Annotated in this window: 20 protein-coding genes; 7 read left to right on the plus strand and 13 right to left on the minus strand. The window is 62.2% G+C overall.

All coding sequences use genetic code 11. The features are described from left to right. The first annotated feature begins 110 nt into the window (after positions 1 to 110). Positions 111 to 512, plus strand: a complete 402-nt coding sequence (locus NKH30_RS00960) for a GFA family protein (RefSeq protein ID WP_352449893.1) — start codon at positions 111 to 113, stop codon at positions 510 to 512. Positions 513 to 539: 27 nt separating this feature from the next. On the opposite strand, the gene NKH30_RS00965 is transcribed toward NKH30_RS00960, so the two are convergent. The 7 genes from NKH30_RS00965 to NKH30_RS00995 all read right to left on the minus strand — a co-directional run bounded on the left by NKH30_RS00965 (position 540) and on the right by NKH30_RS00995 (position 6,314). Beyond that, positions 540 to 833, minus strand: coding sequence for a hypothetical protein (locus tag NKH30_RS00965; protein WP_352449894.1), 294 nt, complete (start codon positions 831 to 833; stop codon positions 540 to 542). A 211-nt stretch (positions 834 to 1,044) separates the two neighbouring features. After that, positions 1,045 to 2,958, minus strand: a complete 1,914-nt coding sequence (dxs, locus tag NKH30_RS00970; RefSeq protein WP_352470661.1) for a 1-deoxy-D-xylulose-5-phosphate synthase — start codon at positions 2,956 to 2,958, stop codon at positions 1,045 to 1,047. 81 nt (positions 2,959 to 3,039) lie between these two features. Beyond that, entirely contained in the window at positions 3,040 to 3,960 is a 921-nt protein-coding gene (locus NKH30_RS00975; protein WP_352540104.1) for a pirin family protein, read from the minus strand. 9 nt (positions 3,961 to 3,969) lie between these two features. Continuing rightward, on the minus strand, positions 3,970 to 4,236 hold the full coding sequence (locus NKH30_RS00980) for a DUF2277 domain-containing protein (protein ID WP_023716908.1): 267 nt from the start codon (positions 4,234 to 4,236) through the stop codon (positions 3,970 to 3,972). Positions 4,237 to 4,345: 109 nt separating this feature from the next. Then, positions 4,346 to 4,597: an exodeoxyribonuclease VII small subunit gene (locus tag NKH30_RS00985; protein WP_031211056.1), complete on the minus strand. Its 252-nt coding sequence runs from the start codon at positions 4,595 to 4,597 to the stop codon at positions 4,346 to 4,348. A gap of 3 nt (positions 4,598 to 4,600) precedes the next feature. After that, positions 4,601 to 5,527: a histone deacetylase family protein gene (locus NKH30_RS00990; protein WP_352470663.1), complete on the minus strand. Its 927-nt coding sequence runs from the start codon at positions 5,525 to 5,527 to the stop codon at positions 4,601 to 4,603. 133 nt (positions 5,528 to 5,660) lie between these two features. Continuing rightward, entirely contained in the window at positions 5,661 to 6,314 is a 654-nt protein-coding gene (locus NKH30_RS00995) for a TetR/AcrR family transcriptional regulator (RefSeq protein ID WP_352470664.1), read from the minus strand. Positions 6,315 to 6,432: 118 nt separating this feature from the next. On the opposite strand from NKH30_RS00995, the gene NKH30_RS01000 reads away from it, so the two are divergent. Then, a complete protein-coding gene (locus NKH30_RS01000) occupies positions 6,433 to 7,656 on the plus strand; it encodes an MFS transporter (RefSeq protein ID WP_352470665.1) in 1,224 nt (407 codons plus the stop codon). A gap of 58 nt (positions 7,657 to 7,714) precedes the next feature. Here the strand turns inward: NKH30_RS01000 and ribB are convergent, their stop codons facing one another. Together ribB and aroC are read right to left on the minus strand one after the other, a co-directional pair. Next, positions 7,715 to 8,815 carry a 3,4-dihydroxy-2-butanone-4-phosphate synthase gene (gene ribB, locus NKH30_RS01005; RefSeq protein WP_352449900.1) on the minus strand — a complete coding sequence of 367 codons (1,101 nt, stop codon included), beginning with the start codon at positions 8,813 to 8,815 and terminating at the stop codon, positions 7,715 to 7,717. Between the two features lie 152 nt (positions 8,816 to 8,967). After that, complete coding sequence (gene aroC, locus NKH30_RS01010) at positions 8,968 to 10,068, minus strand: chorismate synthase (protein ID WP_352470666.1); 1,101 nt, start codon at positions 10,066 to 10,068, stop codon at positions 8,968 to 8,970. A 276-nt stretch (positions 10,069 to 10,344) separates the two neighbouring features. On the opposite strand from aroC, the gene NKH30_RS01015 reads away from it, so the two are divergent. Continuing rightward, complete coding sequence (locus tag NKH30_RS01015) at positions 10,345 to 10,608, plus strand: DUF1344 domain-containing protein (protein WP_023716902.1); 264 nt, start codon at positions 10,345 to 10,347, stop codon at positions 10,606 to 10,608. Between the two features lie 63 nt (positions 10,609 to 10,671). On the opposite strand, the gene NKH30_RS01020 is transcribed toward NKH30_RS01015, so the two are convergent. Both NKH30_RS01020 and fabI read right to left on the minus strand, forming a co-directional pair. After that, a complete protein-coding gene (locus tag NKH30_RS01020; RefSeq protein ID WP_352993826.1) occupies positions 10,672 to 11,259 on the minus strand; it encodes a histidine phosphatase family protein in 588 nt (195 codons plus the stop codon). A 31-nt stretch (positions 11,260 to 11,290) separates the two neighbouring features. Further along, positions 11,291 to 12,112 (minus strand): enoyl-ACP reductase FabI, encoded by an 822-nt coding sequence (gene fabI / locus NKH30_RS01025; protein ID WP_352449903.1) that lies wholly within the window; start codon positions 12,110 to 12,112, stop codon positions 11,291 to 11,293. A 573-nt stretch (positions 12,113 to 12,685) separates the two neighbouring features. Between fabI and NKH30_RS01030 the strand changes: the two genes are divergently transcribed. From NKH30_RS01030 to NKH30_RS01045, 4 genes are all read left to right on the plus strand, one after another. Continuing rightward, entirely contained in the window at positions 12,686 to 14,266 is a 1,581-nt protein-coding gene (locus NKH30_RS01030; protein WP_352470667.1) for a hypothetical protein, read from the plus strand. Positions 14,267 to 14,350: 84 nt separating this feature from the next. Next, the gene (locus NKH30_RS01035) at positions 14,351 to 15,373 is read left to right on the plus strand and encodes a phosphatase PAP2 family protein (RefSeq protein ID WP_352449905.1); all 1,023 of its coding nucleotides are present in this window, start codon (positions 14,351 to 14,353) and stop codon (positions 15,371 to 15,373) included. 9 nt (positions 15,374 to 15,382) lie between these two features. Then, on the plus strand, positions 15,383 to 16,927 hold the full coding sequence (locus NKH30_RS01040; RefSeq protein ID WP_352993829.1) for a S8 family peptidase: 1,545 nt from the start codon (positions 15,383 to 15,385) through the stop codon (positions 16,925 to 16,927). 166 nt (positions 16,928 to 17,093) lie between these two features. Then, a complete protein-coding gene (locus NKH30_RS01045) occupies positions 17,094 to 17,795 on the plus strand; it encodes an adenylate/guanylate cyclase domain-containing protein (protein ID WP_352993831.1) in 702 nt (233 codons plus the stop codon). Positions 17,796 to 17,928: 133 nt separating this feature from the next. Here NKH30_RS01045 and NKH30_RS01050 read toward each other — a convergent pair whose 3' ends face one another. Together NKH30_RS01050 and NKH30_RS01055 are read right to left on the minus strand one after the other, a co-directional pair. Beyond that, positions 17,929 to 18,855: a DnaJ C-terminal domain-containing protein gene (locus NKH30_RS01050; RefSeq protein ID WP_352993834.1), complete on the minus strand. Its 927-nt coding sequence runs from the start codon at positions 18,853 to 18,855 to the stop codon at positions 17,929 to 17,931. Positions 18,856 to 18,955: 100 nt separating this feature from the next. Further along, positions 18,956 to 19,417, minus strand: coding sequence for an RT0821/Lpp0805 family surface protein (locus NKH30_RS01055; RefSeq protein ID WP_352993837.1), 462 nt, complete (start codon positions 19,415 to 19,417; stop codon positions 18,956 to 18,958). Between the last annotated feature and the right edge of the window lie 24 nt (positions 19,418 to 19,441).

The following is a 19,441-nucleotide window of genomic DNA, read 5'->3' on the forward strand; positions in this document are numbered from 1 at the left end:
CAACGGGTGAACGCATCAAGCCACTCCGCTGTTTGTCGAACCTCGCACGAGATCCGACGCAATGCTAAGAAAGAGATGCCGTTTAGCCGTCGAAACGTGGAGGAGGAAACATGCTGACGGGAACCTGCCACTGCGGCGCAGCCCACTGGACCCTGGAGGGCGATCCCGGTTCGATCACTGCCTGCAATTGCACACTTTGCCGTCGCTACGGCACGCTCTGGGCTTATGACCATGTCGACGAACGCATCCGCCTTGCCGGGCCCGTAAGCGCCTATCGGCGCGTCGGAAAGGCTCATCCTTCGCTTGAGATTCTCTTCTGCCCAACCTGCGCTTGCGTCCTGGCCTGGCGCGGTTTGCATCCCGATGCGGCTGGGCGCTACCGCATCGCCGTCAATGTGAGGCTTGCGCCGCCCGAGGCCGTCGCCGATCTCCCGATCGACCATTTCGATGGTCTCGATGCATTCGAGGATTTGCCGAGAGATGGTCGCTGTGTGCGGGATATGTGGTTCTAGTTTCTAGAGTCTCTTCGGGATCATGCTTTAGAATATGGTCCGCGAAACCCGCCGTTCGACGGCCGGCGTCAGACCGTCGCTGCTGTCGCCGAACACCTGCGGGCGCGGCCGGTCAACGGAAATTGACGCCTTCGGTGAGGTATCTGGCATGACGACAAATTGCGGCGCCTGCTTGTAGGAAAAGCCGCCACGGATCTCCCCGATCTTGCCGGCGACGATGCCCATCACCGCCTCTTCGAGTTTGCGGTCGTAGCGCGTTTCGGCCCCGGCCGACGCGGCGAAGATGGCCGCAAGCGCGATGCCGCCCAAAAGCGATCTCATTGGTCTTCTTTCCCCTGCCTGGTTGCCTTCTAGCAGGGCAGCGTTGAAGAACGGCCAAAGGACACGGTAAGCAAATCGCCAAACGGCAGCGTAAACAGCAGGTTACGACTGTTCGCCGGCAATTTGATTCAGGCAGTTGAGATATTGATTCAGGCTAGCATCTTGCAGCCAAGTTGAATCGCTTCGGCGTCGCCGGAAATGCGTCTAAAAACTAGGCGCGCTGGGCCTGCGCGGTATGCCCCAGCGCCACGAACACGGTGCGCACGATGCCGGCGCTGTCCAGCCCGGCATCGGCATACATCTTTTCCGGCTTGGCATGGTCGACAAATGTGTCGGGCAGCACCAGCGGGCGCACCTTCAAGCCGCTCTCCAGCAGCCCTTCATGGGCCAGGAACTGCAGCACATGGCTGGCGAAGCCGCCGACCGCGCCCTCTTCCACCGTCACCAGCACCTCGTGTGAACGGGCCAGCCGCCGGATCAGGTCCTCGTCGAGCGGCTTGGCAAAACGGGCATCGGCGACCGTGGTCGAAAGCCCGGCCGCGCCAAGCTCCTCGGCCGCGGCCAGGCAATCCTGCAGCCTGGTGCCGAAGGAAAGCAGCGCAACCTTGGTGCCCTCCCTGACGATCCGGCCCTTGCCGATCTCCAATACCGAGCCGCGTTGCGGCATCTCGACACCAACGCCGTTGCCGCGCGGGTAGCGGAAGGCGATCGGGCCGTCATCGTAGCTTGCAGCGGTGCGTACCATATGGCGCAGCTCGGCCTCATCGGCCGCGGCCATGACGACGAAACCGGGCAGCGTCGCCAGGAAGGTCGTGTCGAAGGCGCCGCAATGGGTGGCACCATCGGCGCCGACGAAGCCGGCGCGATCGATCGGAAAGCGCACCGGCAATTTCTGGATCGCCACGTCGTGGACGACCTGGTCGTAGGCGCGCTGCAGAAAGGTCGAGTAGATCGCCGCGAAAGGCTTGAAGCCTTCCGTGGCAAGACCGGCGGCGAAGGTCACCGCATGTTGCTCGGCGATGCCGACATCGAAGGTCCTCGCCGGAAACGCTTCGCCGAACAGGTCAAGCCCGGTGCCGTTCGGCATGGCGGCGGTGATGGCGACGATGCGGTCGTCCTCTCGGGCCTCCTGGATCAGGCTTTCGGCAAACACCTTGGTGTAGCTCGGCGCATTGGCGGGCGCCTTGGTCTGGGCGCCGGTGATGACGTCGAATTTGTTGACGCCATGATATTTGTCGGCCGCTGCCTCGGCCGGGGCGTAGCCCTTGCCTTTCTGGGTCACGACGTGGATCAGCACCGGGCCGTCGGCATTGTCGCGGACGTTCTTCAGCACCGGGATCAGGTGCTCGAGGTTGTGACCGTCGATCGGGCCGATGTGGTAGAACCCCATTTCCTCGAACAACGTGCCGCCGGTGACGTAACCGCGCGCATGCTCGACCGCTCGCTTGATGGCGCGATCGGCGCGCTCGCCGAGATACGACGTCAGCTTCTTGCCGAAATCGCGCAAGCCCAGATAGGTCTTGCCCGACGCCAGACGGGCCAGATAGGCGCTCATTGCGCCGGTCGGCGGAGCGATCGACATATCGTTGTCGTTCAAGATGACGATCAGCCGGGCATCGAGTGCGCCGGCATTGTTCATCGCCTCATAGGCCATGCCGGCCGACATGGCGCCGTCGCCGATGACGGCAATGACATTGTTGCGGCCATCGGACAGATCGCGCGCCATCGCCATGCCGAGGCCGGCTGAAATCGAGGTCGAGGAGTGGGCTGCGCCGAACGGATCGTATTCGCTCTCGACGCGACGGGTGAAGCCGGACAGGCCGCCCTCCTGGCGCAGCGTGCGGATGCGGTCGCGGCGGCCGGTCAGGATCTTGTGCGGATAGGCCTGGTGGCCGACGTCCCAGATCAGCCGGTCGTCCGGCGTGTTGAAGACGTAGTGCAGCGCGACGGTCAACTCGACCACGCCAAGGCCGGCGCCGAGATGGCCGCCGGTGTGGGAAACGACGTCGATCAGTTCGGCGCGAAGCTCTGACGCAAGCTGCGGCAGGTCGCCTTCGGCAAGCGTGCGCAAATCGGCTGGGACGCGGACCTTGTCGAGAAGCGGCGTATCGGGCTTTGCGTTCACTGTTTGCGAGCCTGGTCAGATTTTCTGTTCATCGTGAAATATGCCGCTGGCCGGCGAATGTAAATGTGGCGGTAACGCGCATCAGCTTTCGGGCAGCGGGATGAACTCTTGCTCGTCTCCAGGAACGATATCGAAGCGGCCTGTCTTCCATTCTTCTTTCGCCTGCTCGATGCGTTCCTTTGAGGACGATACGAAATTCCACCAGATATAGCGTTTCGAACCGAGCGAGGCGCCGCCAAACAGCATGAAATGGGCGCCGCGTTCCGATGAGACAACGATTTCGTCGCCGGGCCGGAAGACCAGCAGCCGCTCGGCCGGAAAGCGGTCACCGGATATCGAAACCTCGCCTTCCAGCGTATAGATGGCGCGCTCCTCGGCATCGGCCGGGATTTTCACGCTGGCACCCGGCGCCAGCCTGAGATCGGCATAAAGCGTGTCCGAAGCGGTGGCGACCGGGGAGCGCAGTCCGGAAAACGCACCGATGATCACACGGCCGCTGACCCCCTCGGCCTCGACTTCGGGCAGGCGCAGGGCTGCGGTGTTCTCGAAGACCGGCGCGACCTCCTCCTTGCCGTCCGGCAGCGCCAGCCATGTCTGCAGGCCGGAAACCGACATCGGCGCGCCGCGCAGTTCTTCCGGCGTGCGCTCCGAATGGACGATGCCACGGCCGGCGGTCATCAAATTCACGTCCCCGGGCTGGATTACCATCTCGGTGCCGAGCGAATCGCGGTGCCTGATCTTGCCGTCGAACAGGTAAGTCACCGTAGACAGGCCGATATGTGGGTGCGGACGCACGTCGAGCGCCTGGCCCGCTCGCAGAACGGCTGGACCCATGCGGTCGAAGAAGATGAAGGGTCCGACCAGCCGGCGCCTGGCCGTCGGCAAGGCGCGGCGAACCTGAAATCCGCCAATATCCTTGGCATTCGGAATGACCATCAGCTCGATCTGATCGCTGGCGAAGGCATCGCCCATCTGCGGATCGTTTCCGGGAAAGAAGCTCACGCGGTCCCCTCAGGCGAAGCGAAGTGCGGATTTGGCCTTCGCCTTGGCCGCCACCTCTTCGCGATTGCGCGGATGCTGCGTCGTCTCGAGGCTGTCGAGCAATTCGCGCGCCGAGGCGGCAATGGCCTCGACGGCATGGTCGAACGCATGCTGGTTCTGTTTCGACGGCCGCGTCGTTCCGCTCAGCTTGCGGACAAACTGAAGTGCGGCATCGCGGACCTCGTCATTGGTTGCCGGCGGATCGAAATTGAACAGGGTCTTGATGTTTCTGCACATCCTTCGCAATCTCCTCTCGTCCTGGAGCCGTTTCAAACGGGATGAGTTTTACCCTCAATCGTGATGATGTCCAAAGCCGGTAAGCAAAATTGTCGTTCGACGCCGCGCCTCAATCCGCGTCCAACGGCTCTGTCCCCACCGGCTTGCCGTCACGCGACAGCCTGATTTTCTCGACCTTGTCCTCGGCCGCCTTCAGCAGCCGGTCGCAATGCGCCTTCAGCGCCTCGCCGCGCTCGTAGATGCGGATCGACTGGTCGAGCGGAACGTCGCCGCGCTCCAGATCGTCGACGATCCTCTCCAGCGCCTCGAGCGCCTGCTCGAAGCTCATCGCCTTGACGTCCTCGTTGGTCTCACCAGCCATCATCTATCCCTTCATCAGCCGCCCAACATGGGCGGCGACTGAAAATGCCAATCCCTGCAGATCGTAGCCGCCCTCGAGCACGCTGACGAGCCGGTTGCGGCTATGGCGCCCGGCTCGTTCGAGCAACTGGCCGGTCGCCCAGTCGAAATCATCCTCAGTCAGGTTGATCTCGGCCAGCGGATCGCGGTGGTGGGCATCGAAACCGGCGGAGATGATGATGAGATCGGGCGCAAAATTGTCGAGCGCCGGCAGGATGCGTGACAGAAAGGCGTCGCGAAAACTATCGCTGCCGCTCTGCGGCGCCAGCGGCGCGTTGACGATGTTGCCGGCGCCGGTTTCGCTCACAGCCCCGGTTCCCGGGTAAAGCGGCATCTGGTGTGTCGAGCAATAGAGCACCGATGGATCGTCCCAGAAAATGTCCTGCGTGCCGTTGCCGTGATGTACATCCCAGTCGACGACGGCGACACGGTCGGCGCCATGGTTCTTCTGCGCGTAGCGTGCCGCGATCGCGGCGGTGTTGAACAGGCAAAAACCCATGGAGGTGGTCTTTTCGGCATGATGGCCGGGCGGCCGTGCGGCGACGAAGACGTTTTCGGCACGGCCGGTGAAGACGTCGTCGACCGCGGCGTTGGCTGCGCCGATCGCGGTCACGGCCGCCTGCCAGCTCTTCGGGCTGGCGGTGGTGTCGGCATCGATACGGGCGATGCCGGTGTCCGGTATCGCTGCACGGACCCGTTTGACGAATTCGGGCGGATGTGCGTAGAGGATGGTTGCCTCGTTGCCTTCCGGCGCCTGGACGCGATCGAGCGCCGCGAACGCCTCGTCGTCAAGCACACGCTCTATGGCGCGCAAACGGTCCGGCCGCTCCGGATGACCGGGCGGTGTTATGTGCTCGAGGAAAATCGGGTGGGTATAAAGTCGCGTGACCATGCCCCGATATAGGCGCGCCTCGCCGCTTTGGCCATGTTTTCGCGCGCTGGTGAGGCGATGTTCAACAGGGTTTAGGCAACCGGCGTCGGCTGAGCCCACCGCGAGCCGCCTGGGATCGGCGAAAAGAATGACCTCAGGCCGGTGATCGGTCAATCTGGGGCTGCTTCGCTGACGATCGATCAGGCTTAGGCAGCTTGCCGGTGCGATTGAGCAGCCCTTCCAGAAGAACCTTGAACGCCTTCACTGCCTTCTTCGACGTCGCTTCGGGATCGTTCGAATTTGCGATCCACTGCGCCCCATGCAACGAAGCGCCGCTGACCAGCCTTGCCGCGGCTTCGGGATCGACGGCGAGAATTGTCCCCTCGTCGCTCAGTCTTTGCAGGCTCTCCGTCATCGAGCGGATGCATGTGCTCTGGCTTGGCCATTGCGATGGATCGCCGAGCACCGCCGGCCCGTCACGAAGCACGATACGCTGGATCTCCGGCTCCAGCGCCATCTCGATATAGGCGGTGCATTCGTCGACAAAGCCCTGCCAGAGATTGCCCGGCTTGGCCGAAACGACCTTCAGCCGGGCTGCCATTTCGGCGTCGATCTCGGCGATAACCGCCTGGAGTAGGCCCTTCTTGTCGCCGAAGTGATGATAGAGCGCACCGCGCGTCAGCCCGGCCGATGCCGTGAAGTCATCCATCGAGGCTTCGGCATAGCCGAGCGTGCCGAAGGCCTGGCGCGCCGCTCCGATCAGCTTGGCGCGGGTTTCGGCAATCATCTCCTTGCGTGGTCTATGCATGCTCTGGCCCTATTACCATACGTCTCGTATGCCAATTGACATACGCCGCGTATGATCTATTTAAACTCATACGCTACGTATGTAATCGCCGAACCGGCCGTTGTCGAGGAGCCAGACCATGCAAAATCCCTATTCCCAGATCTTTCGCGCGTCGGGCGCCAAGGGCTTTGCCGCCGCCGGCTTCGTTGCCCGGCTGCCGATGGCCATGGCTCCGATCGGGATCGTCGCGATGCTGTCGCAGACCGATGGCGAATACTGGCTGGCCGGTGCCGTCTCCGCGACATATGCGCTGGCCAACGCTTTTGTCGCCCCGCAGGTATCGCGACTGGTGGACCGCCTCGGCCAGACGCGGATTGTGGTGCCGACCACCATGATTTCCACGCTCGCTTTTGCGATCCTGATTGCAGCGGCCAATCAGCATTGGCCGATATGGACGCTATTCGTCTCGGCGCTGCTCGCCGCCATCATGCCCAGCATACCGGCAATGGTGCGCGCACGCTGGACCGAGATTTTTCGCAACCGCCCCGAGTTGAACACGGCGTTCGCCTTCGAGTCGGCGGCGGACGAACTGGTGTACATCGCCGGCGCATCGCTGTCGGTAGGGCTGAGCGTCGCGCTTTTCCCGGAAGCGGGAGTGCTCGCGAGCACATTGTTCCTCGCCTTCGGTTCGACGGCCTTCATCCTGCAGCGTTCGACCGAACCGCGAGCCCGACCGGTGGAACACGGTTCGGGCGGCTCGGCAATCCGGCTGCGGCCGGTCCAGATCATCACCTTGGCCCTGATCTTCATCGGCGCGACCTTCGCCACCACGGAGGTGAGCACCGTGGCGATCACGAAGGAGCTTGCCCAGCCGGGCGCCGCCAGCTTCGTCATCGGCGTCTACGCGCTCGGATCGTTCGTCGTCGGCATCATCATCGGCGCCCTGAACCTGAAAGTGCCGCTGCAGATTCAGCTTGCCATCGCAATCGCCATCATTGCGCTTACCTCGCTGCCGCTGCTCGTCGCCGACACCGTGCCGCTGCTGGCACTGGCCGTCTTCGTCAGCGGCGTGGCAATCTCGCCGACCTTCATCACGGCATTTGGCCTGATCGAACGGCGCGTGCCCGAGGCGGTGCTGACCGAGGGCGTGACCTGGGTGATGACCGGCATCGGCATCGGCATGGCGCTCGGCTCGTTCGCCGCCGGCTGGGTAGTGGACGCTTTCGGCGCGCAGAACGGGTTCTGGGTATCGGTGGCATCGGGCACAATCGCGCTGGTCATCGTGCTCGCCGGCCAGCGCAGCCTTGCCGCGCCGAACTGCGACATGCCTGCATGCGACGCAGCCGCGGTCGCTGCGGAATAGTTTCCGGTGCGTTCGGCCCGAGCCGGGGCCGGACGCATACCAGCACCGTGAGAATGGCCTAAAGAATCTCGGTCTTGGCGATGTGGATGCCAAAACCTTCGAGGCCGACATAATGGCGCTCGCGCGAGGCGATCAGATTGATCGAGGAAATGCCGAGATCCTTGAGGATTTGCGCGCCGAGGCCGATCTCGCGCCATTCGTTTTCGCGGCGACGAGCCTCTTCATGGTCCTCGCGGTCGCCGGCAGCCGGCCGCTTGCGCTCCTGATGGGCGACGCCGACCGAGCCTTCGCGCAGATAGACGATGACGCCGCGTTGGCGCTCGCCCATTGCCTTCATGATGGCGTCCAGCCTGTGGCTGGTGCCGAAGACGTCGCTGACCACGTCCTCGGAATGAAGGCGCACCGGCACCTCGACGCCGTCGCGGATATCGCCGAAGACGACCGCCACGTGATGCATGGAGTCCCAGGGCAGCGTGTAGGTGAAGACCTGCGCCTTGCCGCCCGGCGTCTCGATGTCGGAACAGGCGACGCGCTCGACCAGCGTTTCCTTGCGTTGCCGGTAGCCGATAAGGTCGGCAACCGAGATCTGCTTCAACCCGTGCTTTTCGGCGAAGGCCTGCACCTGCGGGCCACGCATAACGGTGCCGTCATCATTGACCAGCTCGGAAATGACGCCGACCGGCGGCAGGCCGGCGAGCTTGCAGAGGTCGACAGCGGCTTCGGTATGGCCCGAACGCATCAGCACGCCGCCTTCGCGCGCGATCAGCGGAAAGATGTGGCCGGGGCGCACGAAATCGGACGCGCCGACATTGCCGTTGGCGAGATTGCGCACCGTCAGCGTCCGGTCGTCCGCCGAAATGCCGGTCGTGGTGCCGTGCTTGAAGTCGACGCTGACGGTAAAGGCGGTGGTGTGGGCGGAATCATTGTCAGCCACCATCGGCGACAGGTTGAGCCGCTTTGCTTCCTCGCGCGGCATCGGCGTGCAGACGATGCCCGACGTGTTGCGGACGATGAACGCCATCTTTTCCGGCGTGCAATGGACGGCGGCGACGATCAGGTCACCCTCGTTCTCGCGGCCGTCATCGTCCATAACGACGACGATCTCGCCGCGCTCGAAGGCGCGCAGGGCTTCGACGATTTTCTTCTGGTCGTAAGGCATGGGTGCTCGCTTCGCTCGCGGGAACAGGGGAGTAAGGGAGTAGGGCAGTACGGGAGTAGGGAAAAGGAAAAAATGCTGTCGTGGGAGCTGCGTAACCTACTCCCCTACTCCCCTACTCCCCTACTCCCCTACTCCCCTACTCCCCTACTCCCCTACTCCCTTCCCGTTTGTCCCCGATGACGCAGATAATGATCGGCAATGGCGCAGGCAACCATCGCCTCGCCGATCGGTACGGCGCGGATGCCGACGCATGGATCGTGCCGGCCCTTGGTCATGATCTCGACGTCGTTACCGTCCTTGTCGATCGACTTTCGCGGCGTCAGGATCGACGAGGTCGGCTTGACGGCGAAACGCGCGACGATCGCCTGGCCGGTCGAGATGCCGCCGAGGATGCCGCCGGCATTGTTGGACAGGAAGACCGGCTTGCCGTCATTGCCCATGCGCATCTCATCGGCATTCTCCTCGCCGGTGATGCGGGCGGCCTCGAAACCGTTGCCGATCTCGACGCCCTTGACGGCGTTGATCGACATCAGGCCGGCGGCGATGTCCTGGTCGAGCTTGGCATAGATCGGCGCGCCAAGCCCCGCCGGAACGCCGTCGGCGACGATCTCGATGACCGCACCGACCGAGGAGCCCGCCTTGCGGATGCCGTCCAGATATTTCGTGAAGACGGCGACGGACGCCGGATCAGGCGTGAAGAACGGGTTTTCGGCGTCGCCGACGAAATTCCAGTTCCAATTGGCGCGATCGATCGATTTATCGCCCATCGACACCAGCGCGCCGCGCACCACCATGCCGGGCACGACCTTGCGGGCAAGCGCCCCGGCCGCCACCCGCGCCGCCGTCTCACGCGCCGAGGAGCGACCGCCGCCGCGGTAATCGCGCAGGCCGTATTTGACCTCGTAAGTGTAATCGGCATGGCCCGGCCGGAACTGGCGGGCGATGTCGCCATAGTCCTTGGAGCGCTGGTCGACGTTCTCGATCAGCATCGACACCGGCGTGCCGGTGGTGACCATCGTCTCACCGTCCTCATCGAGGATGAAGCCGGACAGGACCTTGACCTCGTCAGGTTCGCGACGCTGCGTTACAAAACGTGACTGGCCGGGGCGGCGCTTGTCGAGTTCGGCCTGGATCTCGTCGCGAGTGAAGCGGATGCCTGGCGGACAGCCGTCGACGACGCAGCCCAGCGCCGGCCCATGGCTTTCGCCCCAGGTGGTGACGCGGAAAAGATGGCCGAACGTGTTGTGCGACATGGAACCAGCCCTGCCGGCGTCGGAGCCGGCCTAGCGCATGACCCCGAAAATCGGAGCGATTTTCGGAAAGGATCATGCACAAAATCAAAAGTGCTACAGCGTCCCCTTGCGCCTCCAGGAGGACGCGCGGCGCTGTCGCCTGCCTTCTATTGGCGTTTTCCACAGTGGTCAAACTGTGATCCCGCGGATTTAGTTTTGACACATTCGATTGGTTTCTGCTCAGTTCCGTTCCGTTGGACGGAGCCGCTGTACCGGCAATGATTAAAGAGGACGATGATGCGTATCCTGATTGGCGCTGTTGCCGCCACGCTGTTGATTTCCACCGCCGCCTTCGCCGGCCAGACCGAGGGCCTGATCAAGAAGGTCGACAAGGATGCGCTGACGCTGACGCTGGACGACGGCAAGTCCTACAAGCTGAACGCCGAAACCGACCTCGATGCGCTGAAGCCAGGCATGGACATCGTCCTCGCCTACGACGTGACGAATGGCGAGAACGTCGTCACCGACATGGAACTGCCGGACACCGGATCGACCGAGTAGGACGCGTCGATATTCAGCTGATGCCGGCCCGACCTGATCTCAACATACGCTAGGTCATCGGTCTCAGAGCCACTCCAGGCGCCGGCCGTCCAGTCTGAGCACGCGATCCTGCGGCACTTCCATGCTGACCGCATCTTGTTCGGACATCCCCAGTACCAAGCGGAACATTACGCGCATGATGCCACCATGGGTCACGCAGACCGTCTGGCGATCGAGCGCGTCGAACCACGGCTTCACCCGTTCGAGCAGCATCTGGTAGCTTTCGGCGCCCTCGCCGGGCGGCTGGAAATTCCATTTATCGAGGCGGCGGCGCCTGGTCGAACCGGGATTGTTCGCCTCGAGTTCGGCAAAGGTGAAACCCTGCCAGTCGCCAAAGCTCAATTCCACGAGCAGCGGCTCGGTACGATAGGCGTACGGATCGAGCTTCATCGCCGCGCGCAGGCGATCCATCGTCTCGCGCGTGCGCCGCATCGGGCTGGCGACAAAATCGAAATCTTCGGGCTTGTCGATGAGTTCGGCCAGCCTGCGCCCGTTGCGGCTAGCCTGCTCGCGGCCGAGCTCGTTGAGGTCGGTATCGGCCTGCCCCTGCAGCCGGGCCTCGGCGTTCCACGCCGTCTGGCCGTGGCGCACGATATAGACGAGCGGGTACATCAGGTCTTCCGGAAGAGGTCAGGCGGTGGCGTCAGTCCTTGACCGTCGAAATATCCGGCGCGTCGACCGCCTTCATGCCGACGACATGATAGCCGGAATCGACATGATGGATCTCGCCGGTGACGCCGCGCGAAAGGTCGGACAGGAAATAGACGCCGGAATCGCCGACCTCCTCCTGCGTGACCGTCTGCTTCAACGGCGAATTGTATTCGTTCCATTTCAGGATATAGCGGAAATCGCCGATGCCGGATGCGGCAAGCGTCTTGATTGGGCCGGCGGAGATCGCGTTGACACGGATCTTCTTGGCGCCGAGGTCGACGGCCAGATAGCGCACGCTGGCTTCGAGTGCCGCCTTGGCGACACCCATGACGTTATAGTGCGGCATCACCTTTTCCGCACCGTAATAGGTCAGCGTGAGCAGCGAGCCGCCGTCGGTCATCAGCGCCTCGGCACGTTTGGCGATGGTGGTGAAGGAATAGACCGAAATATCCATGGTGCGCAGGAAATTGTCGCGCGTCGTCTCGACATAGCGGCCGGTCAGTTCGTCCTTGTCGGAAAAGGCGATGGCGTGGACGAGGAAATCGAGCTTGCCACCCCAGTGCTTGCTGACATTTTCGAACACCGCATCGAGGCTGGCCGGGTCGGTCACATCACAATGGCCGGCGACATGCGCGCCCAGTTCCGCCGCGAGCGGCTCGACGCGTTTCTTGAACGCCTCGCCCTGATAGGTCAGCGCGATCTCGGCGCCATGGTCGACACAGGCCTTGGCGATGCCGTAAGCGATCGAGCGATTGTTGGCGATGCCAAGGATAAGGCCGCGCTTGCCGGCCATAAGGCCCCGTCCACCCGCCATGTCAGCACTCTCCGCAAGGTTCTCTGTTTTGTGGAGTGCCTATCGCACAGCCACAGTGCCCCTTCAAGCGTTCAAAGCGGACAGTTCGGGGGACAAAGCCGCTGGTCTACAGAGCCGCGCGTCCTTTGGGCGGCGCAAAGGACGCTGTAGCGCCTTGACCTTGCGGTCGTGGGCCGGTGGGCAAATCCGACACTTGCTGTCCGTGTGGCACGGCGGAAGATGACCCTTTGGCGGAAGTTTCGTTGGCCAGCGCCCGAAGTCACGCTCATGACCCCAAGCCGACAATGGGACCGCTTACATCGAACGACCGCTTGATGTCGCTACCGAGTCCTTCCGTCACAGCAGAAATCCCGTCTCGAATCCTTTGCCACGTGTAGGTTTGACCTCACGGAAGCCGAGAATTACAGATAGACTTATATTAGCAGATGCTATATTAGGGTGCGGGGACGCGAGGGGCCGCTAGTGTACTCGGATTGCCGTCCTTTCCTTAGATTGATTGGGCCATTCGCGATTGAGAGCGCGGATGGCGCGGACGTCACGCCGCATGGCAGACGGTCTAAAGCGCTCTTGGCCATGCTCGCCCTGGCACCCAACGGTACGCGGAGCCGAAAATGGCTGCAAAGCAAGCTCTGGAGCACTCGCGGCGAGGAGCAGGGTGCAGCAAGCTTGCGGCAGGAGCTGTCCGAGGTTCGGAAGTCGCTCCGCAGCGCCGGCATTGATCTAATCTCGACCGATCGTGATGTGGTTCGACTCGACGTCGCTTCGATCGGCATCGATTTGAACGATCCACCCGAAGGCTCTGCCACGCGTGATCTGCTTGAGGGCCTCGATATTCGCGATCCAGAGTTCGAGGATTGGCTTCGTGAGCAAAGAAGCCAATGGCCCCGGCCTCGCACAGTGCCAGCAAACGTCTCTCCTGTTGCCGCGGCAGATCAGTTGTCCGGACAGCGAAGCGCCTCACTTCTGAATTCGTCGCGGCTATGCTTGGGCCTGGTTCGCGATGCCAGGTGGACGGAAGGCTCCGCTAACAGGGCCGTCAGCGACCTTGTCCTGGATCTAGTGGTTCGATCGATCCTGAATTTCGAAGTGGTCGACGTCGTGGATTTTCAAGCGCAGGGACCGCTGACCCAAGCGCCTGACACAGCGCTACCAGACTGGCTGTTGCAAACCAGGGCAACGGTGGTGGGCGACAGAGTGGGCCTGACATTTGCATTAATTGCGCCCGGTGACAGCCGGCTCTTGTGGTCGCATACGGATTTTCTCGAGCCGGCCGACCTGACTGGCCCGGCGAGCCTGAAGCTGATGTCGTTGGTCAATCAGATCGTGTTTTCGATCCTCGAATTCGTTCTCGATCCTAAGTCCATCCGCGACGAGCCCCGACACCGGGCGTCTCGGCTTGCATTGACAGCGCTGCGACAGGTATTCCGCATGCGCGATACGGACCTGGATTCGGCGGAGCGCATGCTCGCCGAAGCATATGAGCTCGACCCGCGTAGCACGTATCTGGCGTGGCAGCTGTTTGTGTTTGTCACCCGCTTTGGCGAGAGACGGGTCGGCCGCTCGGGCACCTTTCACGATCAGGTTCGGGAATGCGCCAGTCGCGCCGTCGAAGTGGCCCCCTTCAATCCTATCACCCTGGCGTTGGCCGCTCATGCCCATTCGTTCGTCTTTCGTGAATACGCACAGGCACTGGAACTCGCCGATCGAGCGATAGCCGCTAACCCGCTACAAGCCATTTGCTGGGACATGCGTGCCTTGACGCTCGGCTATCTCGGCGAAGTGAAGCGTGGCTATGAGGATGCGATGCGCGCACGTGCACTGGGCGGGCCTCCCCTGTATCGTTACTGCATCGATACCACGTGCTGCATCTTGGCAACTCTGAACGGGCGCTTCGAGGAGGGGATACGTCACGGCGAGCGTGTCCTTGCGCAGCAACCCACATACCTACCCGCCTTGAGATACTCGGCTGCCTGCCACGGGCATTTGGGGCAGACTGTGGAGGCAGTTCGAACTATCGAACGCTTGCGCGCCTGGGAGCCGGATTTCTCGCTCGAGCTGCTTTCGGAGGAGAATTATCCAATTGCAGGCGTACTCGGAGTTTCGGTTATCAAGAGCGGGTTGTCGCGGATAACGCTGCCAAGGTACGCACCCTAGCGCTGCGCACCGCAGGCGTTACGTCGAGGCTCCGACCACCAGTTGGCGCGGATCAAATTTGGAAGCTTTAGTTGAGGGGTGGACATGATGTCGACAATTGATCTCAATAACAAGTTGTTTAGCGCCCGATTCTTAGTAAGTGGATCGGCCATAAGGCAATATCCGCTGATATTGGGTGACGCAAGTCCTGAAAAATCTCTTGAGGAATACATCAAAAATAGAGGCGGCGAAAAACTGCATCCTTTCGCGTCTATGATGACCAAGAGCAGCGTTCTGTCGATTCAAGAAGAGCAGATCGTGATAACGATTTCTGATGACCCTGTGGAGGGTGCCATGCGCCTTTCGCCAGCCTTCCTGGCGGGGCCGAGCGCAGGTCGAGGTCGAGGCAGGGGCAGAGGGCGCGGACGAGGACGGGGACGCGGCAGGGGGCAAACGGCTTTCGAAACTGGCGAGGAGGCTTTGCCGGCGTGGCACGACAAGCGTGCCTTGCACAGGATCGGACTAAGCGTCGCCAACAAATATCTCGGTGCGATCTGGGAGGACATTCTTATCGATCCCCCGCCCGGACCTTCAGAGAGCCTCAGGGAGACAGAAGCGCTTATCGATCTGCAGAAGAGGAGGGAAGGTGACCCGCTGCGGCGCGAGGAGATCGTCCGCCAAGCATCGTTCGGGATTTTGGACTACACGGCGCCGCTCGGAATAGACACTCTCGCGGGCTTCGAGGGGACATGCGCATTGATCGTTGCGATCCTCGAACTCACGGAGGAGATCGGGCTCAACTACAAAGATCGATTCAATCGGCCACGGCCCAACATCATTGAGCCGAGGCTGCGGCCGGCGCTTCCGGTTCCCTCGCACGCTTCCTACCCGTCCAACCATTCATTTCAGTCATTTGCAGTGGCGAACGTTCTGCAACGGATGCTGCCTGAGCACGCCGGCGTAACCGCGGTTTATGAGCGCGCCCGCCGGGTGGCCGAGAACAGGGAATGGGCCGGGCTGCACTACGCCAGCGACACCGATGCCGGCGAGGAACTGGCTGCGCGCATTTCTCCGTACTTGGTGGACGCGATGGATGAAACGATCCGACGCGCCCAGAGCGAATGGTAGGTGGGTGCCATGATGGACGACATCAAGAAGGGCGAAGGCCATCTTTGTTATGACTGGTATCACTACCTGTGGCACCTGATCGCAATCGGCGCCTTACGCGATCGTCCGCGCATCCCTGAAGCGCGGTTGCCGCACGAGGCCGCATACCTGCTGGAGGCCGACGCCTGGGATTTGTTGGGTACTGACAAGCCCGGTTACGGCGAGGTCATTGCCCAGATCGATACGGGAGTGAACTCAAGCCATCCCAATCTCGAGCCTCGTATCCTTTCTGCGGTCAGCTTCGCCACTCACCCTTTCGGGTTGAGTTACGTCACACCCAAGCAGCAACCGCTCGTCTTGCGAGGGCCGGAAAAAAAGCAGAGCAAGAGCTTTGTGGGCGACGATACCTGGGCGTGGGCGGCAAGCCTGATCAAATCGAGGAACAATGCGCAGGAAGTCGAGGTTCAGAAATCGCTGCTTCGAGCACTGAAAGATGGGCGCGGCGTAATTCAGGAGACTGCTGAGACCTCGCGTATGCGCTACTCAGCGCACGGGACCGCCTGCGCTGGGCTGATGGTCGGCGCCCCTGCGGCCCCGCCCGCGAAGCTGAGGCAATTTAGCAACGGTGAAGGCGCAATACCTTATTGGGGGGTCGCCCCAGGCGCTGAACTCCTGCCGATCGAGATTTCAGCACGGCCCGACGCAGCGCAGCTCATTCTGGCGTTCCTCTATGCCCGCGACCAGAAGGTTTCAGTCATACACTTTCCCCGGGAAGTACCCGATCCATGGCGAGCGCACCGTTCCTATCCTGGATATGGCGACAGCAGATATACTTCGGTCGAACAGGCAAAGCCAATTTGGGATTATTTCGAGACGCTTTTCGAGGCGATCAGCGAGGAAATCCCCATCATCTGCGCAGCCGGCAACGATGGCTACGACCATCTGATTTACCCGGCGAGCAAGGCCGGCGAAAGCAATGGCGTGGTTGCGGTGGCGGCCGCCACTTATCGGGCGAGACGTTCAGCATATTCCAACTACAGCGGCGATCCGACCGACAATTCCGTCACCATTTCCGCGCCGTCCGACGACCAGGAGGTGTGTACACGCTGCCAAATACGACTGGACCGTGAGTCGCTGCGTTCACGTGACCACAATTTCGAGATCTACGAGAAGCTCCTCCAGGTTGAATACGCGCCGCAGGGCGTGCTCACCACCGACATCCCGGGCCACCACGGCTATTCCGGCGGACAGCTGGAAGGAATCCAGCCACCGGGCGTCGAAAGCAGAGACCGCGCCGGGCTCTACACAGTATTTGGCGGAACATCTGCAGCCTCGGCCATCGTCGCGGGAGCAGCCGCTTTGTTGCAGTCGAAACATCGCTCCGCCGGTAGGCCGCTCAACGGCATAGAGGTTAAGGCGAAGATGACCCAGTCAGGCGCAAAGGAGGTTTCATGGCCTTGGCTTGAAGCTGACGTTCCGATTCTACCGGACAGCCCTAATTGCGAGAGAAGGGTGCCTTCGTTCGATCAGCAGTTTGGAGCGGGGCTGCTTGACCTCCGTAAGTTGCTGAGCTGAGGGTCCCGCCGAATTTGACTAAAAGGTCGGCTGCAAGCCGCCAAAGCCGGGCCCGAATGGATTTCTGACGTAATTCTGACGTGCCCGCCACGGCGGGCTTACGATCCGCCTACGCCGTCCAGTCATATTCGAGCGACATTTGAAACCGCTCGGGGGCCGGACTCCAATGCATCCGATCACTGCCTATACGAATCCACAGACTGACCGCGTGCTCCCGTCATTCGGCATGGGTGAAACGAAATTCCAGCGCGCCATCGCCACGATCATGTTTACCGACGTGGAGGACTCGACCGGCTTGGCGAGCGCACTTGGCCTGATCGAAACCACGCGGTTCATGATCGAGCACTTCACGTTGACCCGCCAGGTCGTGGTGGCCAATGGGGGGATCGTTCAAAACTTTACAGGCGACGGCGTGCTAGCTCTCTGGCTGGGGAGCGAAATGACGCCCAGCGAAACGGCGCTAAAGGCGCTGGCCGCCGTCGCGGAACTGGTACCGGAAATCTCGCTCGGCAACGCTTGGAAGCGTTCAATGGGCTCCCTGTCGCGCCGCATCAGGATCGGCTTACACTCCGGCGAGGTGATGTTCGTCAACGATCGCCAGCGGGATTTCTCTTTTCTGGTCGGGTCGGAGGTAAATTTCGCCCGCCACGTCGAGCAGGCTGGCAAGAGGGAGAATGGCGCAGGCGTCGATGCGCTGGTGATGGTCAGCGGTGCGACCCTCCACCTTGCTGGCCTGGCGACTCCATCGATCGACCCCTACAAGCTTGTGCGGCTAACCCCCGCCGAACTGGCTCATCGCCAGTCGGTCGACTGGCCTCGACCGTGTTCGCGAAGCGGAACTACGGCGCGTGCAAATGTCGGCCTTTGAGGCGTTAGCTGACGTTGAACCTACTTCGGCCAAATGGCGGCTCCTGGCGCTGATTGCTCGCTTGCTGTCGATAATCGATGGCATGAAACCACTCACGCCCGCTTACGACGTCAAGCGCCGGCCTTTTCGACCGTCAGCCCTTTCGCCGGCGCATCAGCGCCTCGAGATCGGCGTCGCCGCCTTCCGGCAGCATCAGCCGCACGTGTGCGTAGAGGTCGCCGTGACCGCCGGCCTTTTCCGGCAGGCCCCTGCCCTTCAGCCGCAGAACCTTGTCCGAGCTCGACCAAGGGGGAACGTTGACCGCAATCCTGCCGGTCGGGGTTTCGACCGCCACCTTGGCGCCATGCACCGCATCGGCCAGTTCCACCGGCAGGTCGACATGCAGGTCGCGGCCCTCGACGCGGTAGCGCGGGTGCCGGCGGAAACGGATTTTAACCAGCGCATCGCCCGGCTGCCCCGGTCCTTGCTCACCCTGGCCTTTCAACCGGATGGTCTGGCCGTCCTCGACATAGGCCGGCAACTTGACCGCCATCTTGCGGCCGTCGGGGAACATCGCCGTCACTTTCTCGGCGGTTGCGGCCTCCTCGATGGTGACGTCCAGCGTCACGTTGAGGTCGGCTGCGGTCGGCATCCGGCGGCCGGCGCCCATGCCGGAGCCGCGCTGCTGGCTGAAAGCATCGCCGAAGATCTGGCTGAAGATGTCGCTGTTGCCGTCGAACGGGTCACCACCGGGACGGCCCGTGCGGAATTCGAAATGCGCGCCGCCCGGCCCTTGCTGCCGGCGGAAACCGGCGAAAGGATCGGCGCCGCCGGCCGCACTCTCGAAACCCTGAAACCGCGGTTTGCCTTCGGCGTCGATCTCACCGCGATCGAAAGCCGCCCGGTTCTTCTCGTCGCCGACGATCTCGTAAGCCTGATTGGCGGCGGCAAAACGCTCCTTTGCCTTGGGATCCGGATTCTGGTCCGGATGATACTTCTTGGCGAGCTTCCGGTACGCCGATTTTATGTCCTTGGCCGATGCGTTCTTGGCAACGCCCAGCACCTCATAGGGGTCGCGCATGCTTACTGCCCTGGAGAAGGAGTGGTTCCATGATCGCCTCCTATATGCGCTTGCATAGGAAGAAATTCCAGTGGCTTACCGCTATATAGCCGGCGGAAAATCAGAGCGCCTTGAAGTCCTGCATTCGCCAGGCGCTGCCGCCGGCCAGGCATACTTCGCCTTTGAACAGCGCGACGCCGTCGAAGCTCTCGCGCGACGCGGTGAAGCGACGGCATGTCTCACCGTTAGCCCTGAATTCTGCGAGCTCGGTGATGGAGCCGCGCGAGCCGGTGTCGGCATTCGCCCAGGGAATGGCCTGCCCGGCCAGTTGCTCGACGTCGGCGGAGGACACGGCGTTGCGGATCGTAGCCTGGTCGGAAGCGCGGTCCTGATCGAGCGGCGTGACTGAGGCCGGCGTGCTCGAGGTCAGTATCGAGCGGTCGACCTCCGCCTGCTCCAGGCTGAAGCCACCGCCGCCACAGGCGGCAAGCGGCAGGATGATTGTCACGATCATGGTTTTGGCGCTGGCCGAAGCAATAACGCTCCATTGCCCACTGTCAAAAGCTTGCGCGATACGCGACAATCGGCAATCTCCCCAGCCGGCGAC

The organism is Mesorhizobium sp. M1273 (genome assembly GCF_040318195.1).
Classification (GTDB): domain Bacteria; phylum Pseudomonadota; class Alphaproteobacteria; order Rhizobiales; family Rhizobiaceae; genus Mesorhizobium.

Excerpts from the sequence above, each read along its gene's own strand:
- NKH30_RS00960 (WP_352449893.1), top strand. The coding sequence starts at position 111 with ATGCTGACGGGAACCTGCCACTGCGGCGCAGCCCACTGGACCCTGGAG.
- NKH30_RS00965 (WP_352449894.1), bottom strand. The coding sequence starts at position 833 with ATGAGATCGCTTTTGGGCGGCATCGCGCTTGCGGCCATCTTCGCCGCG.
- NKH30_RS00980 (WP_023716908.1), bottom strand. The coding sequence starts at position 4,236 with ATGTGCAGAAACATCAAGACCCTGTTCAATTTCGATCCGCCGGCAACC.
- NKH30_RS00985 (WP_031211056.1), bottom strand. The coding sequence starts at position 4,597 with ATGGCTGGTGAGACCAACGAGGACGTCAAGGCGATGAGCTTCGAGCAG.
- NKH30_RS00990 (WP_352470663.1), bottom strand. The coding sequence starts at position 5,527 with ATGGTCACGCGACTTTATACCCACCCGATTTTCCTCGAGCACATAACA.
- NKH30_RS00995 (WP_352470664.1), bottom strand. The coding sequence starts at position 6,314 with ATGCATAGACCACGCAAGGAGATGATTGCCGAAACCCGCGCCAAGCTG.
- NKH30_RS01000 (WP_352470665.1), top strand. The coding sequence starts at position 6,433 with ATGCAAAATCCCTATTCCCAGATCTTTCGCGCGTCGGGCGCCAAGGGC.
- ribB (WP_352449900.1), bottom strand. The coding sequence starts at position 8,815 with ATGCCTTACGACCAGAAGAAAATCGTCGAAGCCCTGCGCGCCTTCGAG.
- aroC (WP_352470666.1), bottom strand. The coding sequence starts at position 10,068 with ATGTCGCACAACACGTTCGGCCATCTTTTCCGCGTCACCACCTGGGGC.
- NKH30_RS01015 (WP_023716902.1), top strand. The coding sequence starts at position 10,345 with ATGCGTATCCTGATTGGCGCTGTTGCCGCCACGCTGTTGATTTCCACC.
- NKH30_RS01020 (WP_352993826.1), bottom strand. The coding sequence starts at position 11,259 with ATGTACCCGCTCGTCTATATCGTGCGCCACGGCCAGACGGCGTGGAAC.
- fabI (WP_352449903.1), bottom strand. The coding sequence starts at position 12,112 with ATGGCGGGTGGACGGGGCCTTATGGCCGGCAAGCGCGGCCTTATCCTT.
- NKH30_RS01030 (WP_352470667.1), top strand. The coding sequence starts at position 12,686 with ATGCTCGCCCTGGCACCCAACGGTACGCGGAGCCGAAAATGGCTGCAA.
- NKH30_RS01035 (WP_352449905.1), top strand. The coding sequence starts at position 14,351 with ATGATGTCGACAATTGATCTCAATAACAAGTTGTTTAGCGCCCGATTC.
- NKH30_RS01040 (WP_352993829.1), top strand. The coding sequence starts at position 15,383 with ATGATGGACGACATCAAGAAGGGCGAAGGCCATCTTTGTTATGACTGG.
- NKH30_RS01045 (WP_352993831.1), top strand. The coding sequence starts at position 17,094 with ATGCATCCGATCACTGCCTATACGAATCCACAGACTGACCGCGTGCTC.
- NKH30_RS01050 (WP_352993834.1), bottom strand. The coding sequence starts at position 18,855 with ATGCGCGACCCCTATGAGGTGCTGGGCGTTGCCAAGAACGCATCGGCC.